A 17,045-nucleotide genomic window follows, 5' to 3' on the forward strand; every position below is an offset into this window, starting at 1 on the left:
ACGCCGAAGAGTTCTACCGGCTCCTCGACGGCGTCATCATCGACGACGCCGAGGTCTTCAACGGCAAGCTGCGCGAGTGGGAGGACTACTACGACTACCATCGCCCGCACGGCGGCCTCGGCGGCCAGACCCCCTACGAACGCCTCAAGCAGAAGACCGCGACCCAGGCGTAATCAATGATCATCAGTTGCACACCACAGCATGGCCGGGGTGCCCTTCGGGCACGCCGCCCGCGCTGTTTGCACCGTCCGCGCCGGGATCCGCTGGTGACTCTCCGGCCGCAGCGACACCGCGACCACCTCCACGACGACGCCACCCCGCGCACACCCAGCCGAGCACCGCACACACCCGGCCGTCAGCGACTTACCAACATCACCAGCAGAGTCACGGCATTGGCCCTAGATGCCGTGCTCGATCCGGTGATCTAGGGCATAGACCAGGCACTCGGTGCGCACCGGGCAGGCCGGTCGCCCTCCGGCCGCCGTTGCCGAGCCCGTCTGGCAGGGGCGGAGGGCGAGGGGGCTGTGGTCCTACAGGAGGCCCACCCCGGCGTGAGCTGGACGGGGCCAGGTCGGCGAGGGCGACCGACGTCCAGCACACCGACACGCGGTGGCCGGCTGAACGGGCGCCCTGCGGGTCCCCCTTGGGACTGGCGTGCCGGGTGACGCGTTGTCAGGATGGGTGGAGTTCGACGACGACGCGGTAGCTCGCCGGTTCCGAGGTGATGTGAAGGTCGGGGTCGGCGAACATGCGCTGCAGCGAGGCATGCCACTCGGGATTGTCGGTGGCTCTGTCGAGGGCGGTCCCCGACGTCCACTCCGCGATGTGGAGGAAGCGGGTCTCCGGGCCTTCGCCGAGGGGACGGTGCAGGCGGGAGCGGAGAAAGCCGGGCTGGGCCGCCATGATTCGGGCGTTCTCCTGGTACACGACGGTGAAGCGGTCGGCTTGGTCCGTCGGCACGGTGTAGCTCTTGATGACAGTGACAGGCTCGTCGGTGCTGGTCTTCGACGTGAGGGAATGACTCATGTCCCTACTGACCGACGACGCCCCGCGCGTGTGACGGGTCGGCGGGTGCCGATGTACGCGCTCGGTTCGACATGGTCTGTGCGTTGTCGTTCTGCGGCATTCAGCGAGGCAATGCTGAAGGACCCCACTGGGTTGTCCCGGGAAGGCGAGGCGTCCGTGCGACGGGTGGGCTTGATCGGTGCTGTCGCGTCGCCGCCTTCGCAGATGACCGCCCGGAGCGCGGTGCTGCTGGACGGACGAGGCGAGGGCCCTCATACGGTGTGCCCGACGGCACTTCGCGTGAGAGCCCTCTTGAAATCATTCAACTACCGTGACATGTAGTTCAGTTGCCGTCATTCTCCCAATGATGGACGGCCGTGGTTGCGGTGACGTCGTTCGCGTAGACGAGGGCGACACGGTGGTTGTACTGGATTGTGTACATCTTCTTGCCTCCGATGACCACCGCTCCGCTGGAGGGGAAGTAGTCGTCGGCGGCGGCCGCTTCCCACGTGGCCACGTATGCCTGTCCGGTCGGAATGGCGTACATGCTCAGCGGTGCCTGTGTGGAGGCGCCCAGGCCGGCCGGGTACTCGGCACCAAGTCCGCCGTGGCCTGGTACCTGCGCCTGCGTGTACCAGGCGGCGCCGTGCGCGGCGTCCCCCTCGCGCTCGATGCCGATCGAGTGCAAATCAGTCGAGTAGTTGCCCGCGTGGAAGGCGATGTCCTTGGTGGGCACCATCTGGGTGACCGCGCCGGAAGAGGACATCAAGTAGTGGGTCGCGGCGGGGTTCGTGGGGTTGGCCAGGCCCGCCACGCCGGCGTCGTAGGTGGACTCCAGGTCGTGGATGACGATCGTGTCGATGCGGATGCCGTTGGTCTGCCGGTCGGCGACCTGACGGCCGACCGGTGATCCGACCACCAAGGTGCAGTCGACGGTCGTCGGGCATTCGGTGGCGGCCGCCGTCGACGAGGCCTTCAGGCGCAGGGAGTTGATCTGCTTGCGGGCGGGATCGACGGAAGGTCCGGCGGACGGACGTACGCGCTGGCCGTCCTGGGGCGTCGCCGAGGCGCCGCTGCGGATCGTGCGGAAGACACGGTCGGCGAAGGAGGCGGCCGCCTGCTTCTGCTTGGCCTGGCTGTACCGGGCCACGGCCCCGTACCACTGGGAGGGGTCCGCGGGGGTCGCCCGGACCAACTCCTTTTCGTACGAGGCGAGCAGGGCGGCACCCCGCGGATGTTCGCGGTGTCGCCCTCGCGCAGGGATTTGACGGAGAGTCCGGTCGGCTCGCCCGCCTGGCGCAGGGTGTGCAGGGCGGGGTCCGCGGCGAGGGCGTCGAGGTCGGCGCGGCCCGCCGCGCCCGCGGCACCGCCCGCCGGCATGGTGGGGGTGACGTCCGTGAGGTTCATCGGTCCGTAACCGCCGTCGGTGCTCGGTAGGGCGCCGTGGCCCTCCCCGGCCGACTCATGGTGGGAGAGGGCGAGCAGCACGCTCGACGGGATGTCGAACTCCTCGGCAGGGCCGGCAGCGCCTGTCGGCGAGAGTCCGCGGTCGCGCTCGGGTCGTCGGCGAGTGCGTGGCCGGGCAGGGTGAGCAGGGAGCCCGCGACCAGCGCGCTCACGGCGATGCCGACGGGTACGCCAACGGCCCTCTTTCTTCTGCGCAAGGTGATGCTCCGCAGAGGAAGAAACATGGGCATCAAGGTGCGCCGGCGGCATGGTTGCTCGTGGGGGGAAGGCCTGGGCGACAACTCGATGCGCGGATGACTATAGGGCCATGTTTGTTGCAGTGGCCACGGAAGGGGTAACTGCTTCCGTCACACGTGTGTTGTGGCTGAGCTGTGCGGAGAGATCGTAACATCCCTTTCAGAAAGGCGCGTTGCCGGAAAGCGCAGGTGGGGAGGGGCAGCTGCGAAGGTTAAAGGGCCAGGCGTGATCCTAGGCCTCGGGGAGGAGTGCACCCGGGAGCGGCGCGTTTGATTCAAAGACGATGTGGATTGCTATACACTCTTCACAGCGAATCCGGCACCGTGTGACACGCTTAGTCGCCGGTATGGGAGCGCTCGCCCACCCGCGGACCGTCCGTCAGCGGGTGCGTGCCTCGGGTGCCTGTGCGATCCCCCGCGAGCAGGTGCCCGTGGCATCTTTGTGACTTTCAGTGCACGGCGCCGAGAGGGCTCCGGTCAGGACTTCTGGGCGCGGTAGAGACCGCGGCCGGCCCGGCGTACGCGGGAGGTGCCGACCAGACGGTCGAGCGTGCTGCGCACCGCATTGATGCTCCCGGAGTCGGTGTCGCGGCCGAGCGCCGCGGCCACGTCGCGCGCGCGGACCTCCGCATCACCGACGCCCGCGAAGTACTCCAGGATCTGTTCGGTGAGCGCGCCGTAGCTGCGCGGTTCGTCGGCCTCCGCATGCGAGGAGGCCGCCGGCTTCTCCTTCTGCGTGGGCTCCGCCTGTCGCGGCGCGGACTGCTTTCGCGCCGTGCGGGCGGCGGGCGCGACGACCGGAGTGTCGGCCTCCGCCTGTTCGGGCTGCTCGGCGGCGCGGCGTCCGGATGGCTCGGCCATGAGGACCGTCAGGGCGCTCAGGGCGCGCTGGACGGAGTCGAGGTGGGCGGCCACGGCGGCCAGTTCCCTCTCCAGTGCCTGCTTCTGAATCTCCAGGCGGGCGAGGTCCTCCTGGAGGCTCTCCGCAGTGACCTCAATCTCATGCGCTGCGCGAGTTGCCGAGACCATGTCTTCCTCTCATCCTCAACCCTCCGTGCCGCGCCTCGCTGAAGTCAGCTGCGGTGCCGCTCGGCTCGGACCCGGGGATGTGTGTGAGTGCATCGTATGTCACAGCGTACGAGGTTTGGACCCGGAAGATGCAAGGTGGTGATGCGAAGTCCCGTCGAGTCAGGTGACTACCACTGTCCTTTCACCCTTTCGTGAGCGGCACCTCAGCGGTGTGGACACGGTGCGGACCGGTCGGGTCGTGGGTGACCGGACTCCGGGTCGGATAGGGCGGAATCGGCCGTGGTCGGCGGGTGTTCCTCAAGAGTTCGGCCGGGTTCCCGTCGGGACTGCTCGCGAAGGTGGCGCAGCCGATCCGCCGATCGTTGGATGCGGGTGCCGACGTCGTCAAGAGCTTCTTGAAGGATGCGGATCCGCGCCTCGAGCACGGCCACTTCCGCGGCCAGTGGGACACCGGCGGCACGCGAATCGAAGTCCTGGCCCACGCGTTGTCCTCATTTCTCCTGCGTGGCCGCCCGGTTCCAGTGGCGGAGCTTGCCAGGGTTGAGGACCGCCCAGATCTGCACGGTGCGGTCGCCCGCGACGTCCAGGCTGATGACCGCGGCGACCTCGTCGCCGTAGCGCACCACTATTCGGGTGCGGCCGTTGACGGACCGGCAGTGCAGTGTGGTTCGGGGGCGGCCAGCTAGGAGGGTCAGCAGGCTGCGGGTGACGCGCCGTGCGCCGTGGACGGGCCGGGTCAGGGTTCTGACCTTGCCGCCTCCGTCGAAGAACACCGTGGCGTCCGGTGCCAGGAGGGAGGGGATGGTAGGCGTTGGCGACGTCCCCTGCGGCGTGCACGTCCTGGGCCGAGGTACGCAGACGCTCGTCGGTGACGATGCCGTTGCGCACCTCCAGTCCCGCCGCCTCGGCGAGCTGGACGTCGGGGGTGATGCCGATGCCCACCACCACGGCGTCGGCAGGCAGTCGGGTTCCGTCGGCGAGCTGGACGCCGTCGGCGCGGGCGCCGTCACCGGTGATGCGCTCGACGGCGGCGTGGGGCCGCAGGACGACCCCGTGATCCCGGTGCAGGTCGGCGAAGACCTCGGCCGCCTCCCGGCCGAGCACCTTCAGCAACGGCAGCTCGGAGTGCTCCAGGACGGTCACCAGCGCCCCGGCCGTCCGGGCCGCCGCGGCGGTCTCCAGACCGATCCAGCCGCCGCCAACGACCACGATCCGGGCCCCGGGGGTGAAGGCGGCCTTGAGCCGCTCGCTGTCTCCCACGCGGCGCAGGTACAGCACGTTGTCCAGGTCCGCCCCGGGCACCGTCAGCCGGCGGGGGACGATCCGGTCGCCAGGAGCAGCTTGGTATAGGACATCTGGCGTCCGCCGGTGAGTTCGACCTGGCGGGTATGTGCGTCGACGGCCGTCACGCGCGTTCCCGTCATCAGGTCGACGTCGTGCTCGCGGTACCAGTTCTCGGAATGCACGAATATGGAGTCGCGGTCCTCCTTGCCGAGCAGGTACCCCTTGGACAGCGGCGGTCGGATGTAGGGGCGCTCCGCTTCGTCCCCGATGAGGACGAGCGGGCCGTCGTAGCCCTGTTGCCGGAGTTCCTCGGCGGCCTTGCCCGCGGCGAGACCGCCCCCGACGATCACGAACCCGTTTTCCCGCGACATGATGTTCCCGTCTCCGCGCGCGCACCGGACACTGGTGTGCCCTCGTGCGGAGAGACCGTGAGAATCCGCAGCTTGTGACACCGGCCCGCGCCGCGGAGGCAGCGTGCGGGCCTGCGAGGGCAGAGCGGAGCAGCGCGACGAGGGCGCGGACGACGTCCCTGTTCCACGACCGTGGCCGAGGCGGTCCGCAGCTCCGCGCCCCTCGTTGCCGCCGGCGCGGGCTAGCGTCCGGTGCCCTGCGCCCAGTGCGCCTCGAGGGCGGCGGCCACCTCCGCGGGCCGCTCCAGCACCGTCCAATGGTTGCAGTCGAGATGGAGGACGCGGGTGGCGCGCAGGGCGGCGCCGAGTTCGTCGCCGAACTCGATCTGGCAGGCCGGGTCGCGCTCGCCCCAGAACAGAAGAGCTCTGTCCCGGCAGCGTCTTCCTGCTGCAGCTTCCCCCGGCGACACGCCTCCCGCGGGCATGGGGTGCGCACCGTCCACCCCATGCCCGCCCGGACACCAGGACGGCACGAGTACGGCGGGCGCATGGTGCTGTCGGCCGACGCCGGCCGCCTCCGGACCCGTTTTGACAACCGGGTGCGGGACGTGACCGGTGTCCTGCGCGAGCACACCGAGACCTTCTGGATGTGGCTGGCTTCCCGGGACGACATCGCCGCTGAGCTGGCCCAGCACGGATTCACCCCGGTGCCCGACGCGGGCGATCCCGCGGTGCTGACCGTGCGACGTGCGTAACGGCGACGCGTTGACCCCTCGACACGCTGTGACACACAGAACGCCGTACCGGCGGCCGTCCCAGTGTCACACGCGCGGGCCCTCCATTGTCTGTCCTTCTGCTGCCCGGCCCTCCTCGGCCGCGGTCCGCTCCACCACCGGCAGGCACACGGCGACGTCTCGCAACGACTGATCGTCGTGACCAGCGACCGCAAGGACCCACATATGTCGACCGTCGTCCCGTACACAGCGCTGACAGGTGTCTACACCATCGACCCGGCACACAGCACCATCGGCTTCTCCGCCGTCCGCCTCTCCCGCTCGTATGCCGCATGACCAACCCCGCGCTACAACACCGACCGCCCCGCGCGGTCCCCGCCGGCAGCGATGCCGGTGACCAGAGGTCGGTCCGCAGCCGCGGCCGAACCGTACGCACGAAACCCAGGTGAGACCCTCCATGAATCATCAAGACCCCACCGGCCGGACCCGGTTCCGCTCCATCACGACGATGGAGGACCTGCGAGAACACCTGCAGTGGGCCATCGAGCTGGAACACGCCACGCTGCCGCCCTACCTCACAGCCCTCTACTCGCTCGACCCCGAGCGGAACGCCCACGCCGTCGAAGTGGTCAGCAGCGTGTTCGTCGAGGAGATGATCCACCTCGCGCTGGTGGCGAACCTCCTGAACGCGGTCGGCGGGCAACCTCGCGTCGACACCCCGCAGATACTGTCGCCGCATCCGCGGCCCATGCCGCACGCCGACCCCTCCATGCAGCTGTCCCTGCTGCCGTTCGGTCAGGAGGCGGTCACCATGTTCCTCCGCCTCGAACAACCCGCCCACCCGGGCGCACCGGCCGAGGGCGACGCCTACACGACGATCGGCCAGTTCTACGACGCGATCGAGAAGGGTCTGCGGCACCTGTGCGCCGAGCTAGGCGAGGAACAGGTCTTCACCGGTGATTCCGCCCGCCAGGTGGCCGCAGGACCCTTCGGGCACACCGGCGGGCGGCTGAGCCCGGTCACCGATCTCGCCTCGGCGCTCTCCGCCCTGGAGGAGATCGTGGAGCAGGGTGAGGGCGCGGCACGCGCCGACGTGTGGGACGGGGACATGGACATGTTCCACCCGCAGACCAAGGCGGTCTCGCACTACTACCGCTTCCAGGAGCTCGCACAGGGCCGGCGCTACCAGCCGGGGGACACACCGGAGACAGGGCCCACCGGCGAGACGCTCACCGTCGACCCCGCCGGGGTGCGCCCGATGCGGCCCAACCCGCGGCTGGCGGACCATCCGGAGGGCAGTGCGATCCGCACGGCGCAGGAGGCGTTCAACATCGCGTACGGCAAGCTGCTGCAGCTCCTGGAGCAGGCGTTCAACGGCAATCCCGCGATGCTCGGGGTGTCGGTGGGCACGATGTACGCGCTCAAGGGGCAGGCACAGAGCCTGATGTCGATGCCCGACGGCGAGGGCCTGACCGCGGGCCCGACCTTCGACTACGTCGCTCCGGAAGATCGCGGCTGACCCCCGCACACATGGTGGCCCCCTGGACCGACGGTCCAGGGGGCCACCATGTGTGCGGGTCAGGGGGCGGAGCCTGCACGCCCCCTGACCCGCGGCACCGGTGGGTCAGCGCACGGTCCGAGCGGCTGCCTCGATCACCCCGGCGACGTCGGCGGGGTGGGAGACACTCACGGCGTGCGATGCCCGTACGCGCGTGATGTGGGCGTGTGCGCGCTGTGCCATGAAGATCTGGACCTGCGCCGGGATGTTGCGGTCCTGGGTGGCGACCACGGCCAGGACGGGATGTTCTTCCAGCCGGGCTCGGAGGCGTCGTCCGCCAGGGCGGCATTGGTGATCGGGCGCTGCGTGACGGACATGAGGTCCGTGGTGTTGCGGGGGACGTCAGCGGCGAACTGCTGGTGGAACTTGCTCGGTTCGATCGTCAGGTCCGCATCGCGGGAGCCGTCCGGGAGAGTGACCGGCACGGAGCGCAGAGCGTCGCCGAGGGTGTTGCCGGGTACTTGCCCGACAACTCGACGGCGCTCTCTCCCTTTTCGGGGAGAAAGGCGGCGACGAACACCAGGGCCTTGACGTTGTCGGCGTCGCTGATCACCGATCCGCCATAGGAGTGTCCGGCCAGGACCACCGGGCCGTCGATGCCGGCCGGGACCTCTTTGAGGTAGGAGGCGTCGTTGTTCAGCCCGCGCAGAGGGTTGGCCGCGGCGACGACGGGGTAGCCCTCGTGCCTCAGCCTCCTGATGACGCCGTTCCAGCTGGTGGAATCGGCGAACGCGCCGTGCACGAGCACCACCGTGGGCTTCTTCTCGCTGTCCGGTGCGGACGTGGTCCTGTCCGCGTGGGCGGGGGCGACCGCCGTGGCGATGAGGGGCGGTGGCGACGGAGGCGGTGGCCAGGAGGGAAAGTGGGGTGCGGACCCGCTGGTAGGTGGAACTGCGGTTCATGAGAGGACCTTTCGGGAAACGGTGTGCTGTCACCTTCAAGACCGTGTGCGTGTCACAGGTGTGACATTTTGTGCCTTTCAGTCGTTTTTGCTGATGAAGTGATGTTCGCCGGTGATTTCCCTGTACTCCTGGACGGTGGGCTTGCGGATCTGTGTCCCCTCGCCGTAGAAGCCGCGGCTGAGCCGCGCGCGCAACTGCCGCACCCTGCCGCTCGCGTGGCCGTCTCCGTCGCGTTGTCCCGGGTCGAGGGGCCGGTACTGCTCGTGCGCCGTGAGGGCATGGAGTTCGTAGGGGTCGAGGGGCTGGTGCACCTCTACGTACTCGCCGTGCGGCAGGCGCTTTATGATGCCTGTCTCGCGGCCGTGCAGGACCTTGTCGCGATCGCGGCGTTGCAGACCCAGGGCGATGCGCCTGGTCACGAGGAAGAGAACGACCGGTACCACGAACAGGGCGATGCGGACCGTTCAGGTGACCGTGTTGACCGACGTATGGAAGGTCACGGCGATGATGTCGTTCGCGGCTCCGAGCAGAGCCACCAGGTAGACCCCGAGCCATGCCACGCCGAACGCCGTGCGCACGGGGCGGTTGCGTGGCCGTTCCAGCAGGTGGTGTTCGCGGTCGTCGTCGGTGACCCAGGCCTCGATGAACGGGTAGGCGCCCATGACGAGGAAGAAGCCGAGGCCGGCGAGGAGAGGGATCAGATTGTCCAGGGCCAGGGTGTGGCCCCAGAAGTTCACCTCCCACCCGGGCATGACACGCAGCAGCCCGTCGGCGATGCCCATGTACCAGTCGGGCTGGGATCCTGCGGAGACCTGATCGGCGCGATAGGGGCCGAACTCCCAGACGGGGTTGATCTGGGCGATCGCGGCGATGGTGAAGACGACCCCGGCGACCAGGCAGAAACAGCCACCCGCCTTGACCACGTGCACCTGCACCGGCGGGCCGACCACGTTTCGCTCCGTACGGCCGGGTCCCGGGTACCGGGTGTGTCGGTGCCGGTGCCCGAGGAAGGCGTGGAAGGCGACGAGCGCCAGCATCAGCGCCGGAATGACCAGGACGTGGATCATGTGGAAGCGGGGCACCAGGTCGTGCCCGGGGAACTCGCCGCCGATCAGGAACATCGACGGGTAGGTGCCGACGATCGGTACCGACAGGAGTGTCCCGTTCACCACGGCGCGCCCGGTTCCCGACAGGAGGTCGCCAGGGAGGTCGTAGCCGGTCAGACCACCGAACATGCCGAGGACGAGCGGGGCGAAACCGTCCACCCAGTTCAGCTCGCGCGGCTTGCGGAAAGCGCCGGTGAAGAACACGCGCATCACGTGGGCCGGCAGGGCGGCGACGAAGATCGGTGCTGCCCAGTGGTGGGCCTGACGGATGAGCAGGCCGCCGCGTACGTCGAAGGAGATGTGCTTCGTCGAGTCGAACGCCTCGGACACCAACTGGCCGCGCAGCGGAGCGTAACTGCCGTCGTGGACGGCCTCGTTCGACGACGAGTGGAAGTAGTACGTCAGCTACATGCCGGTGATGAGCAGGACGACGAAGCTGTAGAGACAGATCTCGCCCAGCAGGAACGACCAGTGCTCCGGACGGGCCCTGCGTGTGCCGGTCGTGGTGGTGGGCCCGATGCCCATCCGTGGTCTCGCCCAGTCGGCGATTTTGCCACCACTGCGGCTGCCCGCCGCAGTGACCGGTTCGATTGCGTCGCTCATGTCGTTACCACCGTCGACACATCACCGTGAGCGCCTTGCGGCCGGGTCTGCGCAGCAAAACGGTGCATGGCGACGAGCTGCCGCACCGGGTTTCATTGCCCTCATCAGAAGGGACCGAGGAAGTAGTGAAGGTATGACATGACGTTGTAAGTAACGATCATGCCGGAGGTGTCCGGGTCAGGATGCCTTCGCACCGATCCGCTCGATGTCCTTACGTGCCGAGAGTCGTCGCGTCGCGCGGCGCTCGCTCTCCGTCGTGCCGCCCCAGATGCCCTCGACCTGCTTGACGTCCAGGGCCCACTGCAGACACCGCTCCCGCACGGGGCACCGGGCGCACACGGCCTTCGCCTCGTCGATCTGGACCAGCGTCAGACCCGCGGTGCCGATGGGGAAGAACAGGTCGGGGTCGACATCCCGGCAGGCCGCTCTCTCGCGCCAACTCATGGCAGCGCCTCCTTACTCGTCGCGGATGCCTCTCATACATCTGACCGTCCGAAGGGCGGTCCTGTGACATTCCATGGCGGAGAACAACGGTGCGAAATACAGCCGGTGTGCGTCGCACACTCCGGAGGGCCGGGCATCGGCTGGGAGTACCTGCGCATGCCCGACCTGGAGCGCAGCATGACCGTCGACTACCTTGAGCCGGTCCGCACGGGCGAGTCCGGCCGGCTGGCCGACCCACGCGACTACACCCTCGCCACCTGCACTCACTTCCTGCACGCGGTGATCGAGCACCTGGGCCTCGCCAAGGTGGCCCTGCTGGGCCACTCCCATGGCGGCTTCGTCGCGCAGCGCCACGCCCTCGACCACCCCGAGCGCCTGGCGTCCCTCGTCCTGTACGACACCTCACCGATGACGGGAGAGGAGTTCTGGGCGGCCGCCGTGGCCAACATGGAGAGCTTCGTCCAGCGGCACGCCGACGAGCGGCCGGAAGTGGCCACCTACGTCGAGGGTCTCACCACGCGACTCGACCGGTCCGGCGACGAGGGCGCGACGAAGGTGCTGCGCACCATCTCGCCCGCCTACTTCCACGACTACTGGGGCCGCGAGGAGGAGTTCGCCGCGGGGCGGGCATCCCTGCGGATGTTCGCGGCACCGGCCTGGGGGGCGGAGCCCCCGTTCGACGTCCGCGAGGAACTGCCCCGGCTCACCGTCCCGACCCTGGTCCTGGTCGGCGGGGACGACTTCATCTGCGGGCCGCGCTGGGCGCACATGATGCACCAGCTCCTTCCCGACGTCCGGCTGGTGATCCTGGAGGAGACCGGCCATCTCGGGCACATCGAGCGTCCCGAGAGGTTCACGGCGGCCGTGCGTGACTTCCTCAACGGATGACCGTGCGGGCGTCGCTCTCGCCGATGAGGAAATGCCACAGGAGGGGATCCGCGTCCTGGGAGCCGAGATCGCGGACCGCGTCCCGGGCGACCTGTTCGTAGCGGGACGCGGTACGGCGCAGCGCGGCGTGCCCCGCCGGGGTCCGCGGCACCTTGCCGCCGCGCCGGTCGTGGTCGACGGCGCTCAAGATGATCAGGTCCTGTCGGCGCAGGCGTGCCATCAGCCTGCTCGTGGCGGACTGACTCACGCCGAGCCCGTTGGCCACATCCCCGAGCCGCATGGGTTCGGCGCCGGCCTCCGCGGCGGAGCTCCTTCCCACGTAACGCAGGGCCTGAACTTCGCTCAACCCGAACCCGTTCTCCTCGCGCAGCCGCCGCTCCACCGTCCCCTGGGCCCGGCGGTGGAGGCAGTCGAGGGCGTCCCACCGGTCGGTCGCGCAGGACTGCGTGCGATCGTCGGCAGGGCCGGTGCGCACCTCGCGCACCACGTCCCCGTGCGACGTGCCGGTCATGCGGTGGCCCGGTAAGAAGGCGCGCCGTCGCGTGCGGCCGTCCCCTCGCCGGAGTACGGCGCGTCCTGGCCGGTCAGCACGTGCTCCAGGCGGTCGAGGTCTCCTGTGCGGGCGGCGGTGAAGATCGCCTGAACGAGCCGCCGATGGGTGGCCGCGTCCACGTGCTGCCGGTGCCGCCGGTTGTTCAGTCTGACCTGCGCGCGGGAGACCTGCTGCCGTGCGTTCGCCACGGACAGGCGGAGCAGGTCACCGATCTGGTCGTAGGAATAGCCGAACGCCTCGCGCAGCACGTACGCCGCGCGCTGGTTGGGGGACAGGGTCTGCAGAAGCAGCAGGACGGCATGCTCCACCGAGTCCTGGCGTTCGACCAGGGCCTCCGGTGTCATCCCGGTGTCCGTGGACTCCGGCAGCCAGGAGGTGGCACTGGACTCGCGGCGTCTGCGTGCCGACTGCAGCACGTTGATGGCGAGCCGGGCGGTCGTCGTGCGGAGCAGCGCACCGGGGTCGGCGACGACGGTGCGGTCCGTGCCCTGCCAGCGCAGCCACGCCTCCTGGATGACGTCCTCGGCTTCGCCGCGATCTCGGAGGATCCGGTTGGCGATCTTGAGCAGTCCTGGCCGGACGCGGTCGAACACGAAGACCGCGTCATTGAGTTCCACGGGCGCGGCAGTGATGGTCACCATCACCGACTGCGGACTCTGCCGGGTTGCGATCACAGATGTGTCCACGTCGGCTCCTCTGTTGGCTGGGGATCGGCGGCTTCTCTCGCCACCGACACCAACTTCGCGCCGACAAGGGCACTGCCGAGCCCCTGATAGACCGTGGGGCACCCCGTGGTCGTACCGTGGTCGCCACGTGGCCAGGGCCTCCCACCCCCTGGCCCGCAGGCCCCGGGGCCCGCCACCCCCTGGCCCGGACGCCCCCGGGGCCTGCCCCCGGCCCCCACGCCCCTGGGGCCCCTGGCCGGGACCGGACCTCGACAGGACCTGCCCCGGACGGCCCGGAGCCACGGGCCATGGTCGGAGGAGTTCGTGGGCGCACCGCGAGGCGGGGAGGCCGCCTGTGCGGCCCGCGCGGGCTCCCGACGGGGCGCGGCGCGGCGCGCGGATCGCACCCCCGCCGACGGCGCCGCCCCCAGGGGTCAGGCGGGGGTCGCCGCCCCGCCCGGCAGCACGGCGCCCAGTTGTTTGCGGGACCGGATCCCGAGCTTCGTGAACACCTTCCGCAAATGCCACTCGACGGTGTGCGGGCTGAGGAACAGCTGCGCGCCGATCTCGACGTTGGTCAGCCCTTCGCCGGCCAGCCGGGCGATCTGGGCCTCCTGAGGCGTGAGCGCCTCGTCGGTGCCGGTGTCGCGCCTGCGCACCGTCTCCCCGGCGGCCTCCAGCTCCCGGCGGGCGCGCTCGGCGAAGGCCTCCGCGCCGGCCCGGTCGAGGATCTCGTGGGCGCGGGCCAGCTGGTCCCGGGCCTCGGCGCGGCGGTTCTCGCGGCTCAGCCATTCGCCGTACAGCAGCCGGGTGCGTGCGAGCGCCGTTCGCACCGGGGTGCTCTCCAGCCGGGCGATCGCCTCCCGGTACAGGGCGTCGGCCGTGTCCCCCTCACTGATCAGGGCACGCCCCGCCGCGGAAGTGCCCGTCGCCCAGGCCGTGCCACTGGCCTGGCAGATGGTCGCGAGGCGACCGGCGGCCTCGACGGCGAGGTCCCGCTGCCCGCTGCGGGCCGCCGCCTCCACCAGCTCGACCAGGGAGGAGAGGGCGAGCCCCAGCTCCTGCGGGTACTCGCAGCCCTTGGCGGCGGCGGCGCAGGCCTCCTCGTACCGCCCGAGGCCGTTGTACAGCACGGCCAGCGCCCACTGGGGAGCCGTGAGCGCCTTTCCCTCGCCGCTGAGGGTCCGGTCGCCGGTGATCGTCCCGATCGCCCGCAGCGTCTCGGTCTCGCGGCCGCGCCAGGGTTCGATCACCAACGCCCCGTAGTGCGCGAGGAAGTGGCTGCCGGTGGCCTCGCCGATTGTCACCGCTTCCGCGGCGAGCGAGTCCGCGTCGTCCAAATCACCGGCGAAGACCCGGTTCGACAGCCGCAGCAGGAGCGCCGAGGGCAGCACGGACAGCGTTCCGGTCTCCCGTGCCAGACGGACGAGCTTGGCCGACAGGGTGCTCCAGCTGTCGAAGTCCCACACGTTGTGGGCCATGCGGCAGGCGAACGGGAGCCAGCCCAGCGACTGTTCCACCGTGAAGCCGCCGCAGCGCAGCGTGTTCAGTGCGCGGCGCAGAATCGGGGCGCCCGCCGCGTAGCCGTCCGTGGTGGTCAAGGCCAGGCCGTCGAGGAAGAGGTCGGTGGGTCCGGGGTGAGCCGTCGGGGGCGCGGTGCGTGCGGCCCGGGCGACCTCCTCGAGGCCGGGGCCGCTGGACACACGGCCCGCGGTGAGGGCCGCGTAGAACGCGTCCCGGTAGGTCTCGCGCGCGATGCCGGCGTCGAGCGGCTCGAACTCCCGGGCCGCCGTGAGCAGCAGCGGCACGGTGGCACCGGCACTGCGGGATCCGAAGGTGATCTGCCCACGCAGCAGGCTGGCCTGGGCGTGTTGCAGATCGTCGAGCGCGCCCATCTCGGCCACGTTCAGCAGCTCGAGCGCGGCGTCGAACGCTCCGGCGAGGTACTTGGCCCGGGCCGCTGCCAGCGCTCTGCTGCGGCGGCGGGAGGGATCAGGCGTCAGCTCGGCGGCTCGTTCCAGGAAGGCCGCAGACGCGGCGATGCCGCCACGCGCCTGCGCGCGGTCGGCCGAGCGGGCCAGTTCGTCCGCCACGGCCTCGTCGGGCTCCGCCGCGGCGTGGGCCAGGTGCCAGGCGCGGCGGTCGGGGTCGGACCGCGCGTCCGTGGCCTCGGCCAGTGCCCGGTGCGCCTCCCGGCGCTCGGCCGGTCCCGCCGCGCGGTAGACGGCCGAGCGCACCAACGGGTGCCGGAACTGGACCCGTGTGCGCACTTCCAGGAGGTTCGCGGCCACCGCGGGGGAGGCCTCGCTCATGGACACGCCGAGGATGTCGGCGGCGCGGCGGAGCAGTGAGACATCGCCGACGGGCTCGGCCGCCGCGAGCAGCAGCAGCCGCCGCGTCTGCGGGGGCAGTTCCTCGACGCGCAGGCTGAAGTTGTGCTCGAGCCTGCCGATGAGCGGCCCCATCGACGGTGAGGCGTAGCCGCCCGCGAGTTCGGCCGCGGAGGTGCTGTGGGGCAGTTCCAGCAGGGCCAGCGGATTGCCGCGCGCCTCGGCGAGAATTCTGCTGCGGACCGGCTCGTCGAACCGGCTGGGAAGCACCGAGGTCAGCAGGGCGCGGGCTTCGGGCTCGCTCAGCCCCCCGAGGGTGAGCTCGGGCAGCCCTTGCAGGGCGCGTTCCCCGTCCGCCTCGCGGACGGCGAAGATCAGCCCCACGCGCTCCGCCATCAGACGCCGGGCGACGAACCCGACGATCTGGGCCGAGACGCGGTCGAGCCACTGCACGTCGTCGACGAGGCAGATCAGCGGCGTCTCCTCAGCGACGTCGGCGAGCAGGCTGAGAACCGCCAGCCCCACGAGGAACCGGTCCGGGGGAGTGCCCGCGCTGAGCCCGAAGGCGGTCTGTAGGGCCGTCCGCTGCGGATCGGGGAGGTGCCCGAGGCGATCCAGGAAAGGCGCGCAGAGCTGGTGCAGACCCCCGAAGGCCAGCTCCATCTCGGCCTCGACTCCCGCCGCGCTCACCACGGTGCAGTCCTTGGCGGTCTCGGCCACGTACTCCAGCAGGGCGGACTTGCCGATACCGGCCTCACCGCGCAGCACGAGGACCGCGCTGTGGCCGTCGCGGACCTTGGCCAGATGCCGGTCCAGCACCGCTCGCTCGCTCTGCCGACCGTGCAGGAAGCCCGGATTCTTGCCTTTCATGAACACCCCCGGCTGCGAGCGTATACATCTGGTCTTCGGCCACACAACTCATCTGCGCCGCTGGTCACCTCGTGGATGAGGCTCGGGGCAGTGGCCTCGTGTCGGGCCGTGGTGGAGCTGCGGCGGGGCCGGCCGGCGTGTGTTGCCGGACCGTCGGCGGTCGTGTCCGGCGTATCCGTGACCACCGCCGTCGCTTCAGCGTATGTCCTCGAACGCCGCGGCCTCGACGATCTTCTTCACGGTGGTCAGGTAGCGGGCGGCGTCCGCGCCGTCCACCAGCCGGTGGTCGTAGGAGAGCGAGAGGTGGACCAGTTCGCGGACACCGATGTGCGCCGCCGATCACGGGAGTCACGCGGTCCTGGGCGGCGAGCACGTCGGCGGCGAGGTCCTCGAACGGTCGCTCCTCGGGTCCGGCGGCCTCCAGGACGCCGAACAGCGGCACCGCGACGGCGACGTGGGCGAGGCGGCGGCGACGTCGTCGGCCGTGACCGGCCGCAGCAGCAGGGCTACGTGCGCCCCGTCCGCGTGCACGCCCGCGCAGACGGCGCTTGCCACGGACTCGAAAAACGGGGTGGCGCGCACCAGGGAATACGGCAGTGCGGAGCGGCGGACGAGGTCCTCCACTGCCGCCTTGGCCCGGAGGTAACCCGAGGCGACGCGGTCGGCGCCCACGGCGGACAGGGCCACGTAGTGCTCGATGCCGGCCTCCCTGGCGGCCATCAGGAGGCTGCGGGTGGTGCCGCCGAAGAACGCCGTGCTGACGTCCTGCTGTCGCGAGGGCGCGTCGGTGACGTCCACCAGGATCTGCGCACCGCGCAGTGCTCGGCGCAGAGCGTGTGCGTCACCGACGTTGACGCCCAGGGCGCGGGAGAGGGGCACCACCTGCGCCCCATGGTCCCGTAGACGGGTGACCGATCTCGAGCTGATCCGTCCCGTGGTGCCTGCAACGACGACTTTCATGCGGTCTCCTTTGCCGGGGCGGGACGGTCGGGCGTGACGGCCAGGACGTGCGGAGAGGGCG

The 17,045-nt window shown here is 70.3% G+C and carries 13 protein-coding genes and 4 pseudogenes; 3 read left to right on the forward strand and 14 right to left on the reverse strand.

Features of this window, described 5'->3' with window-relative positions; genetic code table 11:
• Positions 1-672: 672 nt before the first annotated feature.
• The 6 genes and pseudogenes from ACIRR9_RS43760 to ACIRR9_RS43785 all read right to left on the reverse strand — a co-directional run bounded on the left by ACIRR9_RS43760 (position 673) and on the right by ACIRR9_RS43785 (position 5,856).
• Entirely contained in the window at positions 673-1,026 is a 354-nt protein-coding gene (locus ACIRR9_RS43760) for an antibiotic biosynthesis monooxygenase family protein (RefSeq protein WP_403764354.1), read from the reverse strand.
• A gap of 322 nt (positions 1,027-1,348) precedes the next feature.
• A complete protein-coding gene (locus ACIRR9_RS43765) occupies positions 1,349-2,200 on the reverse strand; it encodes an N-acetylmuramoyl-L-alanine amidase (protein WP_403764356.1) in 852 nt (283 codons plus the stop codon).
• A 985-nt stretch (positions 2,201-3,185) separates the two neighbouring features.
• The gene (locus ACIRR9_RS43770) at positions 3,186-3,737 is read right to left on the reverse strand and encodes a hypothetical protein (protein ID WP_403764358.1); all 552 of its coding nucleotides are present in this window, start codon (positions 3,735-3,737) and stop codon (positions 3,186-3,188) included.
• A 491-nt stretch (positions 3,738-4,228) separates the two neighbouring features.
• Positions 4,229-4,510, reverse strand: a complete 282-nt coding sequence (locus ACIRR9_RS43775) for a hypothetical protein (protein ID WP_403764503.1) — start codon at positions 4,508-4,510, stop codon at positions 4,229-4,231.
• Between the two features lies 1 nt (position 4,511).
• A pseudogene (locus ACIRR9_RS43780) lies at positions 4,512-5,392 on the reverse strand (NAD(P)/FAD-dependent oxidoreductase); the annotation flags it as partial.
• Positions 5,393-5,613: 221 nt separating this feature from the next.
• Positions 5,614-5,856: an alpha/beta fold hydrolase gene (locus ACIRR9_RS43785; RefSeq protein ID WP_403764360.1), complete on the reverse strand. Its 243-nt coding sequence runs from the start codon at positions 5,854-5,856 to the stop codon at positions 5,614-5,616.
• Between the two features lie 21 nt (positions 5,857-5,877).
• On the opposite strand from ACIRR9_RS43785, the gene ACIRR9_RS43790 reads away from it, so the two are divergent.
• Together ACIRR9_RS43790 and ACIRR9_RS43795 are read left to right on the forward strand one after the other, a co-directional pair.
• A complete protein-coding gene (locus ACIRR9_RS43790) occupies positions 5,878-6,126 on the forward strand; it encodes a hypothetical protein (RefSeq protein ID WP_403764362.1) in 249 nt (82 codons plus the stop codon).
• A gap of 436 nt (positions 6,127-6,562) precedes the next feature.
• Positions 6,563-7,624 carry a ferritin-like protein gene (locus ACIRR9_RS43795; RefSeq protein WP_403764364.1) on the forward strand — a complete coding sequence of 354 codons (1,062 nt, stop codon included), beginning with the start codon at positions 6,563-6,565 and terminating at the stop codon, positions 7,622-7,624.
• Between the two features lie 105 nt (positions 7,625-7,729).
• On the opposite strand, the pseudogene ACIRR9_RS43800 reads toward ACIRR9_RS43795, so the two are convergent.
• From ACIRR9_RS43800 to ACIRR9_RS43810, 3 genes and pseudogenes are all read right to left on the reverse strand, one after another.
• Positions 7,730-8,414, reverse strand: a pseudogene (locus tag ACIRR9_RS43800) (alpha/beta hydrolase).
• Between the two features lie 228 nt (positions 8,415-8,642).
• Positions 8,643-10,274 (reverse strand): annotated as a pseudogene (locus tag ACIRR9_RS43805) (cytochrome bc complex cytochrome b subunit).
• A 177-nt stretch (positions 10,275-10,451) separates the two neighbouring features.
• Positions 10,452-10,718 carry a WhiB family transcriptional regulator gene (locus ACIRR9_RS43810; protein ID WP_403764366.1) on the reverse strand — a complete coding sequence of 89 codons (267 nt, stop codon included), beginning with the start codon at positions 10,716-10,718 and terminating at the stop codon, positions 10,452-10,454.
• 105 nt (positions 10,719-10,823) lie between these two features.
• On the opposite strand from ACIRR9_RS43810, the gene ACIRR9_RS43815 reads away from it, so the two are divergent.
• The gene (locus ACIRR9_RS43815; RefSeq protein ID WP_403764368.1) at positions 10,824-11,606 is read left to right on the forward strand and encodes an alpha/beta fold hydrolase; all 783 of its coding nucleotides are present in this window, start codon (positions 10,824-10,826) and stop codon (positions 11,604-11,606) included.
• On the opposite strand, the gene ACIRR9_RS43820 is transcribed toward ACIRR9_RS43815, so the two are convergent.
• The 5 genes and pseudogenes from ACIRR9_RS43820 to ACIRR9_RS43840 form a co-directional block, all read right to left on the reverse strand.
• A complete protein-coding gene (locus ACIRR9_RS43820; protein WP_403764370.1) occupies positions 11,596-12,117 on the reverse strand; it encodes a MarR family winged helix-turn-helix transcriptional regulator in 522 nt (173 codons plus the stop codon). The genes ACIRR9_RS43815 and ACIRR9_RS43820 overlap by 11 nt on opposite strands.
• Positions 12,114-12,845, reverse strand: coding sequence for a sigma-70 family RNA polymerase sigma factor (locus tag ACIRR9_RS43825; RefSeq protein WP_403764372.1), 732 nt, complete (start codon positions 12,843-12,845; stop codon positions 12,114-12,116). Before ACIRR9_RS43825 ends, ACIRR9_RS43820 begins: the two co-directional genes overlap by 4 nt.
• Before the next feature lie 413 nt (positions 12,846-13,258).
• The gene (locus tag ACIRR9_RS43830; RefSeq protein WP_403764374.1) at positions 13,259-16,024 is read right to left on the reverse strand and encodes an ATP-binding protein; all 2,766 of its coding nucleotides are present in this window, start codon (positions 16,022-16,024) and stop codon (positions 13,259-13,261) included.
• Positions 16,025-16,219: 195 nt separating this feature from the next.
• Positions 16,220-16,351: pseudogene (locus ACIRR9_RS43835) on the reverse strand (2-oxo acid dehydrogenase subunit E2); the annotation flags it as partial.
• Between the two features lie 21 nt (positions 16,352-16,372).
• Positions 16,373-16,984, reverse strand: a complete 612-nt coding sequence (locus tag ACIRR9_RS43840; protein WP_403764376.1) for an SDR family oxidoreductase — start codon at positions 16,982-16,984, stop codon at positions 16,373-16,375.
• Positions 16,985-17,045 lie beyond the last annotated feature (61 nt).

This window comes from Streptomyces sp. NPDC101234 (assembly GCF_044767525.1).
GTDB lineage: Bacteria > Actinomycetota > Actinomycetes > Streptomycetales > Streptomycetaceae > Streptomyces > Streptomyces sasae.

What these genes read in the sequence shown, in the direction of transcription:
- ACIRR9_RS43760 (WP_403764354.1), bottom strand. Translation starts at nt 1,026, where the DNA reads ATGAGTCATTCCCTCACGTCGAAGACCAGCACCGACGAGCCTGTCACT.
- ACIRR9_RS43770 (WP_403764358.1), bottom strand. Translation starts at nt 3,737, where the DNA reads ATGGTCTCGGCAACTCGCGCAGCGCATGAGATTGAGGTCACTGCGGAG.
- ACIRR9_RS43785 (WP_403764360.1), bottom strand. Translation starts at nt 5,856, where the DNA reads ATGCCCGCGGGAGGCGTGTCGCCGGGGGAAGCTGCAGCAGGAAGACGC.
- ACIRR9_RS43790 (WP_403764362.1), top strand. Translation starts at nt 5,878, where the DNA reads ATGCCCGCCCGGACACCAGGACGGCACGAGTACGGCGGGCGCATGGTG.
- ACIRR9_RS43795 (WP_403764364.1), top strand. Translation starts at nt 6,563, where the DNA reads ATGAATCATCAAGACCCCACCGGCCGGACCCGGTTCCGCTCCATCACG.
- ACIRR9_RS43810 (WP_403764366.1), bottom strand. Translation starts at nt 10,718, where the DNA reads ATGAGTTGGCGCGAGAGAGCGGCCTGCCGGGATGTCGACCCCGACCTG.
- ACIRR9_RS43820 (WP_403764370.1), bottom strand. Translation starts at nt 12,117, where the DNA reads ATGACCGGCACGTCGCACGGGGACGTGGTGCGCGAGGTGCGCACCGGC.
- ACIRR9_RS43830 (WP_403764374.1), bottom strand. Translation starts at nt 16,024, where the DNA reads ATGAAAGGCAAGAATCCGGGCTTCCTGCACGGTCGGCAGAGCGAGCGA.
- ACIRR9_RS43840 (WP_403764376.1), bottom strand. Translation starts at nt 16,984, where the DNA reads ATGAAAGTCGTCGTTGCAGGCACCACGGGACGGATCAGCTCGAGATCG.